Source organism: Acinetobacter sp. L-24 (assembly GCF_056857555.1).
This window is the reverse complement of the sequence record NZ_JBSXNI010000040.1, coordinates 113,233-126,111: the sequence shown is the minus strand read 5'-3', so window position 1 is coordinate 126,111 and position 12,879 is coordinate 113,233. Positions and strand designations below refer to the sequence as shown.

The following is a 12,879-nucleotide window of genomic DNA, read 5'->3' as shown; positions in this document are numbered from 1 at the left end:
AGACCTCTTCTGACTCGCATATATTGGAGATACCCCATGAGCGGTAAGCATCCTTTAGTTCAAGTAATTGAAAACGCACAATTGAAACAAAACATCCCTGCTTTTGCACCAGGTGATACAGTTATTGTTCAAGTTAAAGTAAAAGAAGGCGACCGTGAGCGTTTACAGGCGTTCGAAGGCGTTGTAATTGCTAAGAAAAACCGTGGTTTGAACTCTGCGTTCACAGTACGTAAAATTTCTAGCGGTGTTGGCGTTGAGCGTGTATTCCAAACTCACTCTCCAATCGTTGCTGGTATCGAAGTGAAACGTCGTGGTGACGTTCGTCGTGCTAAACTTTACTACCTACGTGAATTGTCTGGTAAAGCTGCACGTATTCGTGAAAAATTACCAGCTCGTAAAACTAAAGCTTAATTTTAAGTTTTATACGAGTGAAAAAATGCGCCTTTGGGCGCATTTTTTATGCCTAATTTTTATGTAGATTTATTCGAAATGTTCCTGCAAAGGCAAGATCATAGCATCTAAAATATCCAAGAAAATTTTATGAATAAACATCAGGAATAATACAAAATATCCCCAAGACTGGACTCCTGCATTAAAAAGTTGAATGCAAATAAAACATTGTGTGATAACCAGTAAAATACTGATCCATACATTTGCGATAATATGTCGATGACAAGAGGGGCAATAATAAGGCTCATATTTTTTAAATTGAAAAGGATTAATGACTTTTCGTTTGCAGCAGGGGCAGGTTCTTTTAAATTTGTTTTTGATTTCTATAGAACGTATCTGCATTTATTTTATTTCACACTTATTTTTTTATATTTGATGAATATTTTATATGCAGTTTGATCATGATTAACAAGTAAATTTTAAGAAAAAAATTAGCGAAAAATAAGATAGAAAAGCCTCTGGATGAATAGAGGCTTGGGTGGTTTTATAAACCTTGCAGTTTTAAACGGTTGGCATGCTGACGATAGGCAGCAACTGGATCAGGCGCAAAGGTACCTTTAATGCCAAACAACAAGTTGATTTCATCCAGATGATTCCACGGGTAATCATCACGAATCGTTTTACCAAATTTGGCACTACATACCGACACAATTCCATCATTTGCGCCAGCCTTGCTCGCAGAAAGTAGATCCAAGGCTTTCATGGCGGCATCGCTGACATCTAGGGGATTGGTCACGGGTTGATTGCCCGTCATTGAATACAGCGCAATGTCTTGGTCTTTATATTTTCCCTCACCACATGGACTCAGCGAAAGCCCGAGTTTAAAGCGTTGGTTAAATTCGGCTGTGCCTTCAATCGACGTGCTGTGTCCTGCTGCAAGGGCATTGTGCGGGAAAGCTTGACCGTCTAAGCCTTGTGCCCACATGATGACGTTACCAAAACTGCTGATCAGGGTATTGAGCAGTTCAGATGTTCCGGTCTGATTGGCAAGTCGCATAACATCAGAGGCGACAATCGTCCCTTGATTGGCGCCGCCCACAGTCATCACTGAGGCTACATGTTGCGGCATCACCCCGGCTGCATAACGCACGCTATGCGTATCATGACTATGACCAATTAAATTCAGTTTTTTGGCGCCGGTGATTGCCATGACTTCTTTCAGTTGCTCCACATATTGTTCACCTCTGATTTCGCTGGAATTGAAAGGTGAGATGCGGGTGGCAAAGGCAGTTGAACCGTTACGGGCTAAATCTGGCAAAATTTGATACCAATAATCCATGCCTAAGGCATCAAAACCAATTCGATTAAAGCCGACCATGCCATGTGCAAATACAATCGGGTATTGTGTTTTTGCATAATTGGACACGACAAATCTGGATTCTGCTTGCTGCAAATTGGAAGCCTGCACATATTGGCCCGCAAATAACACGCAGCATAAGGTTATAAAATGCGTTCTAATTTTCATAAAGTTCCATTTTGGCGGTTTAAAAATTAGAAAATCCCTGTGCATTGGGATGACAGGGATGAGATTGAATTACAGGCCTTGCAATTTGAGCCGGTTGGCATGCTGGCGATAAACATCGACTGGGTCTGGAGCAAAGATATTTTTTAATCCGAGGAACTGGTTCACTTCATCCAGATGGTTCCAGTTGTAGTTATCCCGAATGGTTTTACCGAATTTGGCACTACAGCGGGAGACCAGACCATCATTTTCCTTGCCGCCATCAATGAGTAGAGCTGTAACTGTCAAGGCTGAATCAGGATCGAGCGGATTGGTGACTTGACCTATACCGGTAAATGAATAATGACGAATATCACCGTCTTTTTCCTTACCTTCACCGCAGGCGGTGGTTGGCATACCGAGCGGATATTTCTGGTTGAATTGAGCGGATCCTGCCAGGGTCAGGCTGCTACCACCGGCCAGAGAATCATGCGGGAAACTGTTCGGATCCAACCCTTGTGCCCAGGTGATGGCCTTAGACACCAGGTTGATACCACCGACTAAAGGCCCTTGTATCGGTGTACCTTCTGCTTGCAGGATCAGGTCTCCAACCGGGGAGCCCTTATGCGGAGCACCGACAGAAGTCAGGGAAGCGACTATTCCATTCCCTGCACCTGCGACATAACGAATGGTCGGGCCGCCATGGGAATGACCGATCAGATTGACTTTCTTTGCACCGGTAATGGCCAGAATTTCATTTACCTGCTCTAAAAGTTGCTCACCCCGAATTTCCGATGAGTTAAAAGGCGAGACACGTGTTGCCCAGACATTACCGCCATTACGCGCCAGATCCGGTAAAATCTGATACCAGTAATCCAGTCCAAACTGGTCAGTACCGATCCGGATGAAACCCGCCATACCATGTGCAAAGACAATCGGATATTGGGTCTTGGCATATTGTGAACTAGCTTTTGCTGTGACCTGACTGGCCTGGGTGGATGCCTGGGTGCTGAGACATGTACCCGCCAGCAGCAGGCCAGTGATTAATATTCCGAATTTCATTATATTTTCCTCACTTGTGTTGTTTTAACGGGATGATCCTCATCCGGTTCTTTAGAGTTCCCCGAGTTGACAGGAACTAGGTTTTCCAAAATTTGTTGATTAATCCATTAGATCTATTCATAAAGATGAGTGATTTATAAGCCTTGCAGCTTGAGCCGGTTGGCATGTTGGCGATAGAGTGCGATCGGATCCTGCGCGAAAGGGCCCAAAATACCAAAAAACTGGTTTACTTCATCAAAATGATTGTGGGCATAATCCTGACGAATGATTTGGCCATAACGTCCGCTACACAACGGCAGAGCACCATCATTGGCTTCTCCTTTCAAGAAACTGCTACCTAAAGTCACGACTGTAGACTCAATTACATCCAAGGAATTGGTTGCCTGCCGGTTGCCCATCCAGGAATAGTGGTAAATTCGATTTGGCGTGAGTTTGCTGCCCTGAGACTGACAGTCTTTGGGAATGGCAGAGGAGCCATATTTCATATTGAAAGCCTGAATCGCCTCTGGATTCATGGCTTCCAGTGCTTCGATCATACTGACCGGATACTGGTTAGCTGTAACCAGATTCATGCTATGTCCCAGAATTGTACCGATGGCATGGATAAAGGGTGCAAGGAGGAGTGTCTGGCTGGCATTGACAAAAACTGGTGTGCCTTGCATAGCGCCCGCAATAGCGGTTAAGGAGGCAGCTTTATGTGGCGCAACGCCCTCGATATATTGAATCGTTGGGCCACCTTGGCTATGCCCAATCAGATTGACTTTCTTCTGACCAGTTAATGCCAGTACTTCATCAATTTGCATCAAGAGCTGTTCACCGCGGAGTTCATTGGACGCAACAGCAGACAATTCGGCAGAAAATACCCGTGCACCATGCCGGCTCAGGTCTTGGGGAATCTGATACCAGTAATCCAGACCGATGCTCTCCGTTCCAATCCGGTTAAAACCCAGACCAAAACCATGAACAAAGACCATCGGATATTTTGTCTTGGCATAACTCGAGAGGACAAAATTGCTTTTATATTCCTGTAATGCCGAGGCTTGCACAGGGCCAGTCAAGATGGAAACCAGCAGTAAAAGGTTCAAGTGATAGATTATTTTTTTCATTGCAGCTTCCCGGTCACTGATAGATCAAATGAAAAGAACCAGAAAAAAGCCTATATTTCAGCTGAAATATAGGCACCCTGGCGTTATAAACCTTCTAATTTGAGTCGGTTGGCATGCTGGCGATAGAGGGCGATCGGATCGGGTGCAAACACGCCTTTCAGACCAAACATCATATTGGCCAGGTCCGTATGATTGAGTTTGTACTGGTCATGAATCACCTTGCCCATGAACGCACTACAACGTGAAACCATGCCATCATTGTCTTTACTGCCATAAGATAAAGGGCCGAGCTGCATCAGGATCGTATCAATATCCAGGGCATTGGTGGCTTGGGCCACACCCGTCCATGAATAATAATGAATACCTTTACTGTCTTTCTGTTTTAAATTTTTATTGCAGTTTTCTGTGGACGCCAACACGCCATCTTTGACTACCTGTTGTGCCACTGTGGCATTAAAAGTATTTGAGCCGGTCTGGGTCAGGGATTTCATGGAAGCATCAAAATCAATTTCCAGTTCAGGCTTAAACTGACCCAGTGCAATCAATGGACCAATAATATAATCACCTAAAATGTTAAAGGCGGTACGCGTCAGGCTATTGTTCTGAATATCATCTGCCACTTTGGAGCCATGGTAGGTTCCTGCAACGCCAGTAATAGAGGCGATATACTGCGGCTGGGTCGCTGCAACATACAGCACTGTTGGTCCGCCATGAGAGTGACCAATCAAATTCAGTTTTTTCTTGCCGGTAATTGCCACAACCTCTTCAACCTGATGAACTAGTTGTTCACCGCGATGCGCCGTTGTATTTGCTGGAGACAATTGTGCCGCAAAGACGGTTGAGCCATTACGTGCCATATCTGGCAGAATCTGATACCAGTAATCCAGCCCGATACTATCGGTGCCAATGCGTGACCAGCCTAGCCAGCCATGCACCATCAGGATGGGATATTTGGTCTTGGCATAGTCAGACCGGCTCTTTTCGATGACTTGTGTTGCACTCGCTGCAGCCTGAGTCTGTGCAGAAAAACTGAATCCCAGAGTAGTCGCTAAAGCCACAGTCAGTAACTGGGCTGTCTTGCTGAAAGTATGCATAGCTGTCCCTTTTTTAATTCTATCTTTATTCAAGTAATCATTGCTTTTTGTAGAGTGTCGCAAGCCACAAATCAGACGATGAAAATACAGTTTCGGCCTTCAGTGGCTAAGCAAATTTTCTTTTAATGAAGCGGTATTTTTTCACTTCAGAGGTCTAAAACCATGTCATTTGGGGACATGCAGGACAGGAGGAATTTACATTGTAAGTATGTGTTTTATTTGCAGATGTATTTAAATAAAAAGTCTTTGAAATAATTGAAATTTATCTAAGTTATTTTGTGTAAATTCGAAATATTTAGAAACAAATATAAAAGATCATTTTGAGAAAAAATATAAAGTTATCAAAAGGGCATTTATAAAAAAGCCATCAACAGGTGATGGCTTTTAGGCTTAGTCAGCAAAGGGCAGCTTGGCTCCCTGATCATGAACCTGTTCAAAGGTTTCTACCCGCAGCTGTTCTTGCGGTGTATTAAAATGTTTGCTGCGAAGCTGGGCAATGGCTTGCTGTTTGGCGGTATCTGACATGCCGGACTGGGTAATCTGATCCCGTTCATCTAAATAGCCCGTCACCCGGTTTTTCCAGTCGCTACGTTGTACATCCAGTTGTTCCAGACGTTGTGTCGCTTCAGCACCGACCAGATTCATCCGCATTTGCCGGATTTCATCACGGGAACCGCCACGAGCTTTAATATCTGCGGTAAGTTTGCGCAAATCTTCCAGTTTATTCAGTTGTTCCAGATTTTCCTGCCAGTCCTGCGGGAGCTGCTGAAACAGTGCTTTGAGCTTTTGCGCTTTTTCAGTCTCCGTTAAGCTTTTGTCTGCCAGTACGCTCATCCGGTCCAGGGTATATTCATGATAGGCGTCTTCTGTGCCAAACAAGCCCTCAATTTCATACTTGGAAAAGTATTGCTGGCGCAAATTCTGGGTACTGTTATAGATACTGCGATAATAGGCAGGATCTTCCTGATTTAGCCCGGCCGGTGCAGTGAGCTGGCCCAAGCCCTGACGGTACTGGAGATAACGATCCCATAAATCCAGAATTTGCGAGAGTGCAGGCTCTTTATGATTCTGGCGAATATAGGCTTTAAAATCCTGCTGGATCTGCTGCAGATTTTTTTCACCGAACTGGGTAATAAAATATTCAAAACAGTTGCGGGTCTGTTCATTCACAATCAGACGGTTGCTGGCGTCTAGCTGCATCTGACAATTAATTTCGGTATCTTGCTGGCTGGCACTGGGGAAAGCTGCATTGGCAGGGCCATTGACCAAGAGTGCGGTTTGTTCTGCCTGAGTTTCAGTTAAAGGCATTTTTGTCCCGGTATCCGCCTGGGTATTTTCTTTTGGAGACAGCCATAAGATCAATGTGAGAATACACAGCACCAGCAACGCCAGAATGATCCATATTTTATATTTCTGCATATCCTATGCACCTATTTTCTCGTTATTTCATTATTTTTAGATATTCAAGCTTTTAGATATTCAAGCTTTTAGATATTAAAGCTTTTAGATGTTCAAGCCGGCTCAATATGCCATAAAAATCATTAGAGACTATAGAAAAGTTGTAAATCATCTCGCAGGGTTTTACCATGGCGCCAATTTATAAAATGTCTGATTTTTTGCCATGAAAGCATCATCTCCTAAAATTCAGCGCCGTCATCTCAGTGGTGTCTTCCTGCTCAACAAGACTTTGGGTATCAGCTCTAATGCCGCATTACAAAGAGTCCGCTGGTTGTACCGTGCACAAAAAGCCGGCCATACCGGTGCGCTGGATCCGCTGGCATCCGGTTTATTGCCCGTGTGTTTGGGGGAGGCGACCAAGTTTTCGCATTATTTATTAGATTCGGTCAAGCGTTATCAGACGACCGTATTTTTGGGGCATAGCACCACCACGGGTGATGTGGAAGGCGAGGTGCTCTTGGAAAAAGTGGTTCCTGAATTATCCGAGTCTTTGATTCAGGAAACACTGGCGCAATTTGTGGGTGATATCCAGCAAGTGCCGCCAATGTATTCTGCCTTGAAAAAAGAAGGCCGTCCTTTATACGAACTGGCGCGCAAAGGTATCGAGATTGAACGTGAAGCACGTCCGATTACCATTTTAGCGATTGAGCTTTTATCCTTTACGGAGAACAGTATCACGCTGGATATTACCTGTTCTAAAGGGACTTATATCCGGGTATTGGGTGAAGATATTGCCAAAGCACTGGGAACTTATGGCCATCTGACTTATCTGCACCGCATCAAAACCGGTCATTTTGATTTGATCCCGAGTTATACCATTGAATATCTGGAAAGCCTGAGCGAAGCAGAGCGTGATGCACTGTTGTTGCCGGCCTATGCACCGGTTGATCATTTTCCAAAAGTGCAGGTACCCGAAGGTCGCGCAGAATATTTTAGCCGCGGCATGGAAAGCAATATCGAACATGAAGCAGCTGAACAGGTGCTGGTTTTTGATGGCGAGAAATGTCTGGGGCTGGCAGAAATTACCGACAAAAAACGTCTGGTACCCAAACGCGTCCTGAACCTCTAATCGAGTCAAGATATGGAAATAGAGATCATCATCAGTCTGGTTGTCTTTGCATTTTTTGCAGGGGCGATTGATGCTGCCGTGGGTGGTGGTGGTCTGATCCAGATCCCGGCAATTATGGGGAGTTTACCGCATTTACAGCCTGCTACGGTCTTTGGCACCAATAAACTCGCTTCCATTTGTGGCACCGCTTCTGCGGCATTTTCCTATCTACGTCAGGTAAAACTGCCCTGGTTGCTCTTGGGCGTGATTGCACTATGCAGTTTTGTCAGTTCTTTTATTGGTGCAGCCAGCGTTACGCTAATTCCAGTCGAGATCCTTAAGCCTTTTGTACTGGTCATGTTGATCGTGATCGCAATCTATACCTTGATGAAAAAACAGTTTGGCCAGGTGCATACCGAACAAAAACTGAATCGGAAAATGTTGATTCTGGCCGCTTTGGGCAGTCTGGCGATAGGCTTTTATGATGGTATCTTTGGTCCGGGCACCGGTAGTTTCTTTATTTTCTTTTTTATTCGCTATTTGAGCGTCGACTTCCTGCATGCATCGGCCTTATCGAAAATTGCTAATTTCACCACCAACCTGGCCGCCTTAAGCTTTTTTATTCCCAGTGGCAATGTGCTGTTTATGGTCGGGGCAATGATGGCGATAGTCAATATTTGTGGTTCCTTGGTCGGGGTGCGTTTGGCATTTAAATATGGCAGTGGCTTTATCCGGGTTTTATTTTTGATTCTGGTCAGTCTGCTGATTTGCCGGATGGCATACCAGATGTTTTTTTTAGATCTAAATCCGATGTAAATCATTCTCGATATTAAAATTTCTTAACAAATCACTGTATAAACTGCGTCTAAACCTGTTCTGAAAATCTTCTAGAATCAATGATATGAAAAATAAAACAATCGGAGAAATATCGGAATGACGACTATTTTTGAAGCATTAAGAGAGAGTCATGAGATTCAGCGTGATCTTGCAGAAAAACTATTACAGACTTCCGGGGATACACCAGAACGCCGTGAGCTGTTCAAGCAACTGAAAAATGAATTATTTGCGCATGAAGCTGCGGAAGACCGTTATTTTTATATTCCCTTGATGATGACCGATTCGGGCCTGAATATTACCCGCCATGCCTTGGCCGAACATCATGAAATGGATGAAATGGTCGAGGAATTAACTGCAACTGAATTGAGTAATCCAGGCTGGATTGCCATGGCCAAAAAACTTTCCGAAAAGGTGCATCATCACTTAAAAGAAGAGGAACATGGTTTCTTCCAGCAGGCCGGTAAAATTCTGGATGAAAAGCAGAAGACCGCTTTAGCAGTGCAGTACAAGAATGAATATCAGCGTTATAAAGACATGAAAAAAGATATGCTGGTACAAAGCTAAACATCGAAAAGATGACATTTGATTAGTTACTTTTCCATAATTTATAACTCAAATTAGATGTTTGAGTTAATCGCTATGCATGTTGAGCTTCAGAAGCTTGTACAGCCTCATTTTCTTAAAAATTTAAATGCTTTTGTGTAGGCAATCTCCCTACTTTGGAAAGACCCAAAGTAGGCAAAAGTCTTTTGTTACCCATACACAACGTCCTGTCGTGATGGGTAACATGTGGCATCCTTGCCACACTCGCGTATCAAAAATCTCTTCCTTTCAGTTATGGCACATGGTTATGTTTCTATCTGGAGTGATCAGATTTTTTATCCATTCATTTCTTCTTTAGATTTATCTCAAAGGAAGAAAGTGAAAGAATTAATGCAAATATTTAGTCAGTTGTTTAGATTCCAATAAGGCTTTTAAGCATTCTTTTCTACCGATCCTTGACGGGCGGCACGTACAGTCACACCGACAGATGCCAGCATGATACAGATCAGTGCCACGGTCTGAAGAAGCGTAATTTTTTCGCCCAATAGTACAAAACCGGTCAGTGCAGCCAAAGCCGGAGACAGGCTGGATAGAGTGCCATAGCTGGTTTTATTCAAATGCTGAAGTGCCTTTAAATCCAGAGCATAAGGAATGGCTGTTGCCAGTACAGCAATAGTAATTGCCTTGCCCCAATGCTGGGTGTCTATCAAGGCAGGAGCATTGTTATACAGTCCGATCGGTAACAGGCATAAGGCTGAAATACTGATCGCAATAGTCAGTGCATGCATGCCGATATTCTGCTGAACCACGCGTTGCCCGAAGAAAATATACAGTGCCCAACATAACCCCGCACCTAAAGCACAGGCGGCGCCCACCAGGTCGAAATTACTACTATTGGCCTGTCCCCATGGCACCATCAGTGCGATGCCTAAAATGGCCATTAATACCCAAATATAGTCACTACGATGTTTGATCGAAAGCAGGGCCAGACCTAAAGGACCAATAAACTCCAGACCGACTGCAATTCCCTGCGGTAATCTTCCCAGAGACAGATAGAATAAAATATTCATGACCCCTAAAGCAGCGCTATAGCAGAGCAAATCCCGCCATTTCAAAAAAGGCAAACGGGAAATAATTTTCCAGGAACGAAACATTACCCCAACAATCATTGCTGCAAAGCACAGCCTTAAAATGGTCACAGTGACCGGATCCAGCACACTAAACAGCTGTTTGGCAAAAGATGCACTGATCTGGTAGGAGGTCATGGATAAGACCATGAACAATACGGCAAGGAGTTGGGCGTTTGGCATGGAAGCAGCTTCTACCCAGAGCGGGTGAAAATGAGAAATAGGGGGAAATGAAATTATAGCAAACTGGTTAATTTTTAATGAGTAGGGCAAGGAAATATTTTCCCGAGGTGAACTTAAATTTTGATTCAATCAAGTTAAGTTTTGGCCCGATCAAATATCTAAAGATTTTAAATTTAAAGTTAATCTTCTATGTAATTGCGGTTACAAATTAATCAATTTTTAAATTGATCTTGTTTTTATATTTATTAAAATATCTTAGACCTCGTGATTCGGGTTAGTTTTAAAATAACAATGAAAACATCTTAGATCCCGTGTTTCGGGACAGAATTAAAATAACAATATCAAATAATTAAGGTAGATAATAATGAAATTAAGAGTACTCTCTTGCGCCATTTTTAGCTGCATGCTGGCAGCATGTGGTGGTGGTTCCGACAGTTCTGATAATAATGAACCAGTCACTAGTCAACCTGCACCGACCAATCCTGGAACCCCGGGTGATGGAGCATCAGATACCATTTCTGAATTCTATAACTATCAATTCAACTTACCGAATATTGATGGATCAGAGATGGAATCGCAAAAACTTCTATTAGCTAGTCATAAAAATAAAATTACTGACGGCATATTATATGCGGATGATAACAGCGCTGTTGATACCGAATACGATCTTGAAGAAGATATGGTCTTCTCAACTTATGTCACAACAAAAGGGGTGTTCCCTGCAGATCGCACCCGTACAGCATTAGGTTATAAGCTGGAAAAAATATTAGAAAATACGACGACTCAATTTAAAAGTCGTCCTGTGACGATACCTGAGAACAATATCAGCAATCATCGACACATAGCGTGGTATGACCTGTCTGGTAAAGCATTAACTGAACGTACCAATATTGCTGTGGTGAAAATGTATGATGATCCCGCGACCAGAGTGTTCTTTAACAGTGATAATACGACAGCTGAGCGTAAATACTATAATGAGTTTGCAACCAATTTTGTCGATTTGCAGAAGGCCCGCAAATTCCCAAATGGCTCTAAATGTTTCCGTCTTCTGGCTGAACATCCTGAAGAAGAATATATTGAATTTGATCCGGAAGTAAAAACTGGCTTTAGCACACTTGCTGAATGGCAGGCACAGCAGTCTGTCCAAGAAATGGCAAAAACGATTCTAGATGACACGATGGCTAACTTGAAATATAAAAAGGCAGAATATAAAGATGCTGCTATGCAATATTACAAATATTTCGGTGCGATCGAATATCAAGGCGGAATTTATTCAGTTGATTTCTCGGAACATGGGGAACATATTGATCACGACGACTATATTGCTCAATCAAGACAGGCTGCCTTGGATGACTTGAATAAACAAGAAGGTGTAACTTCTTTAATGATCAAATGGACAGAATATATGTATGATCAGCTTGCCTCTGGATGTGATGGCTATAATGCGACAGCAGCGACTGTATTAAATACTGCGATTAAAGACGCAACACCACGTTAAAATTTGAAAATAAGTGATCTTAAATAAAGGCGCTCTAGCGCCTTTATTTTTATTCAAGATTTTTGTCTTTGGGTCGTCACCGTACAGCCTACCGAAGCACTGATAATCGTGGCCAATGCCAGCCACTGTGTCCACAACAAGGTTTCACCCAGAAAAAATAGGCCTGAGAGTGCGGCAATGGCGGGTTCCAAACTCATCAAGGTACCGAAACTCAGTGCGCTTAAATTACGCAGTGCGATCATTTCTAGAGTGAAAGGCAGTGCACTAGCCAGTACTGCCAAAGCCACAAAATACAACAAACTCATCGGTTCAAAAGTATGTGCCGGCATGCCTGCAAAGAGTGCGATCGGCATCAGTACCAGCATGCCGACAAACATGCCTAAGCAGACAGTATGATTGCCAGAAACGCCTGAAGGTCTTTGGCCGGCAACGATATATAAGGCCCAGCAGGCACCTGCACCCAAGGCGAATGCCATCCCAATCGGGTCAAGCGGCTGGGCAGCCTGATCAAAAGGGAACAGTAGAATTAGCCCTAGAATCGCCAGTCCGACCCAGACAAAGTCGAATTTCTGACGTGCATAAAACAGGGCAACACTTAAGGGGCCAATAAATTCAAAAGAGACGGCAATCCCCAGCGGCAGGCGATTAATCGACAGGTAAAACAGTAGATTCATGCCAGCCAGGGCAAGGCCATAACTGATAATGGCCGGCCACTTGATCTGTCTGAAATGGATTTTCCAAATTTTAAAAATCAGTGCCAAAATCATAGCGCCTAACAGCAGACGCATTGCGGAAACAGTCAGAATGGGAAATTGACCGAACAGATATTTGGCAAAGGAGCCACTGCTTTGCATACTGATCATGGCGATCAACAGAATCAGCGGCGCTTGCACCATCGGTGCGATTTTAAAATTCAGCATGACTAAATAGGTTTCGATTGCTCGAATAGCGGAAGAGCAGCATAAGCTGAAAAAGGTTTAAAAATACAAACCTTAAAAATAAAAAACCACAGCCCGAGAGCTGTGGTTTTTT

General features: G+C 43.5%; 12 protein-coding genes. 5 read left to right on the top strand and 7 right to left on the bottom strand.

What is annotated here, in order from left to right:
- Positions 1-36 precede the first annotated feature (36 nt).
- On the top strand, positions 37-411 hold the full coding sequence (gene rplS / locus AC13CK_RS07265; RefSeq protein WP_004281205.1) for a 50S ribosomal protein L19: 375 nt from the start codon (positions 37-39) through the stop codon (positions 409-411).
- A gap of 523 nt (positions 412-934) precedes the next feature.
- Here rplS and AC13CK_RS07260 read toward each other — a convergent pair.
- From AC13CK_RS07260 to AC13CK_RS07240, 5 genes are all read right to left on the bottom strand, one after another.
- Complete coding sequence (locus AC13CK_RS07260; RefSeq protein WP_425879420.1) at positions 935-1,915, bottom strand: esterase/lipase family protein; 981 nt, start codon at positions 1,913-1,915, stop codon at positions 935-937.
- Between the two features lie 69 nt (positions 1,916-1,984).
- Positions 1,985-2,953 (bottom strand): esterase/lipase family protein, encoded by a 969-nt coding sequence (locus tag AC13CK_RS07255; RefSeq protein WP_044109069.1) that lies wholly within the window; start codon positions 2,951-2,953, stop codon positions 1,985-1,987.
- 134 nt (positions 2,954-3,087) lie between these two features.
- Complete coding sequence (locus tag AC13CK_RS07250) at positions 3,088-4,059, bottom strand: esterase/lipase family protein (RefSeq protein ID WP_425879423.1); 972 nt, start codon at positions 4,057-4,059, stop codon at positions 3,088-3,090.
- Between the two features lie 83 nt (positions 4,060-4,142).
- Positions 4,143-5,153 carry an esterase/lipase family protein gene (locus tag AC13CK_RS07245; RefSeq protein WP_425879425.1) on the bottom strand — a complete coding sequence of 337 codons (1,011 nt, stop codon included), beginning with the start codon at positions 5,151-5,153 and terminating at the stop codon, positions 4,143-4,145.
- Positions 5,154-5,543: 390 nt separating this feature from the next.
- Positions 5,544-6,572 carry a lipase secretion chaperone gene (locus AC13CK_RS07240; protein ID WP_425879427.1) on the bottom strand — a complete coding sequence of 343 codons (1,029 nt, stop codon included), beginning with the start codon at positions 6,570-6,572 and terminating at the stop codon, positions 5,544-5,546.
- A gap of 202 nt (positions 6,573-6,774) precedes the next feature.
- Between AC13CK_RS07240 and truB the strand changes: the two genes are divergently transcribed.
- From truB to AC13CK_RS07225, 3 genes are all read left to right on the top strand, one after another.
- Entirely contained in the window at positions 6,775-7,680 is a 906-nt protein-coding gene (gene truB, locus AC13CK_RS07235) for a tRNA pseudouridine(55) synthase TruB (protein WP_482831041.1), read from the top strand.
- A 12-nt stretch (positions 7,681-7,692) separates the two neighbouring features.
- Positions 7,693-8,475 (top strand): sulfite exporter TauE/SafE family protein, encoded by a 783-nt coding sequence (locus tag AC13CK_RS07230; protein WP_005108546.1) that lies wholly within the window; start codon positions 7,693-7,695, stop codon positions 8,473-8,475.
- Between the two features lie 117 nt (positions 8,476-8,592).
- Positions 8,593-9,060 (top strand): hemerythrin domain-containing protein, encoded by a 468-nt coding sequence (locus AC13CK_RS07225; RefSeq protein ID WP_425879430.1) that lies wholly within the window; start codon positions 8,593-8,595, stop codon positions 9,058-9,060.
- A 410-nt stretch (positions 9,061-9,470) separates the two neighbouring features.
- On the opposite strand, the gene AC13CK_RS07220 is transcribed toward AC13CK_RS07225, so the two are convergent.
- Complete coding sequence (locus tag AC13CK_RS07220) at positions 9,471-10,349, bottom strand: EamA family transporter (RefSeq protein WP_425879432.1); 879 nt, start codon at positions 10,347-10,349, stop codon at positions 9,471-9,473.
- A gap of 364 nt (positions 10,350-10,713) precedes the next feature.
- Here AC13CK_RS07220 and AC13CK_RS07215 point away from each other — a divergent pair, with 364 nt between their 5' ends.
- Positions 10,714-11,847, top strand: a complete 1,134-nt coding sequence (locus AC13CK_RS07215) for a hypothetical protein (RefSeq protein ID WP_425879434.1) — start codon at positions 10,714-10,716, stop codon at positions 11,845-11,847.
- 53 nt (positions 11,848-11,900) lie between these two features.
- Here AC13CK_RS07215 and AC13CK_RS07210 read toward each other — a convergent pair whose 3' ends face one another.
- Entirely contained in the window at positions 11,901-12,767 is an 867-nt protein-coding gene (locus AC13CK_RS07210; protein ID WP_425879436.1) for an EamA family transporter, read from the bottom strand.
- Positions 12,768-12,879: the final 112 nt, after the last annotated feature.

What these genes read in the sequence shown, in the direction of transcription:
- rplS (WP_004281205.1), top strand. Translation starts at nt 37, where the DNA reads ATGAGCGGTAAGCATCCTTTAGTTCAAGTAATTGAAAACGCACAATTG.
- AC13CK_RS07260 (WP_425879420.1), bottom strand. Translation starts at nt 1,915, where the DNA reads ATGAAAATTAGAACGCATTTTATAACCTTATGCTGCGTGTTATTTGCG.
- AC13CK_RS07255 (WP_044109069.1), bottom strand. Translation starts at nt 2,953, where the DNA reads ATGAAATTCGGAATATTAATCACTGGCCTGCTGCTGGCGGGTACATGT.
- AC13CK_RS07250 (WP_425879423.1), bottom strand. Translation starts at nt 4,059, where the DNA reads ATGAAAAAAATAATCTATCACTTGAACCTTTTACTGCTGGTTTCCATC.
- AC13CK_RS07245 (WP_425879425.1), bottom strand. Translation starts at nt 5,153, where the DNA reads ATGCATACTTTCAGCAAGACAGCCCAGTTACTGACTGTGGCTTTAGCG.
- AC13CK_RS07240 (WP_425879427.1), bottom strand. Translation starts at nt 6,572, where the DNA reads ATGCAGAAATATAAAATATGGATCATTCTGGCGTTGCTGGTGCTGTGT.
- truB (WP_482831041.1), top strand. Translation starts at nt 6,775, where the DNA reads ATGAAAGCATCATCTCCTAAAATTCAGCGCCGTCATCTCAGTGGTGTC.
- AC13CK_RS07230 (WP_005108546.1), top strand. Translation starts at nt 7,693, where the DNA reads ATGGAAATAGAGATCATCATCAGTCTGGTTGTCTTTGCATTTTTTGCA.
- AC13CK_RS07225 (WP_425879430.1), top strand. Translation starts at nt 8,593, where the DNA reads ATGACGACTATTTTTGAAGCATTAAGAGAGAGTCATGAGATTCAGCGT.
- AC13CK_RS07220 (WP_425879432.1), bottom strand. Translation starts at nt 10,349, where the DNA reads ATGCCAAACGCCCAACTCCTTGCCGTATTGTTCATGGTCTTATCCATG.
- AC13CK_RS07215 (WP_425879434.1), top strand. Translation starts at nt 10,714, where the DNA reads ATGAAATTAAGAGTACTCTCTTGCGCCATTTTTAGCTGCATGCTGGCA.
- AC13CK_RS07210 (WP_425879436.1), bottom strand. Translation starts at nt 12,767, where the DNA reads ATGCTGAATTTTAAAATCGCACCGATGGTGCAAGCGCCGCTGATTCTG.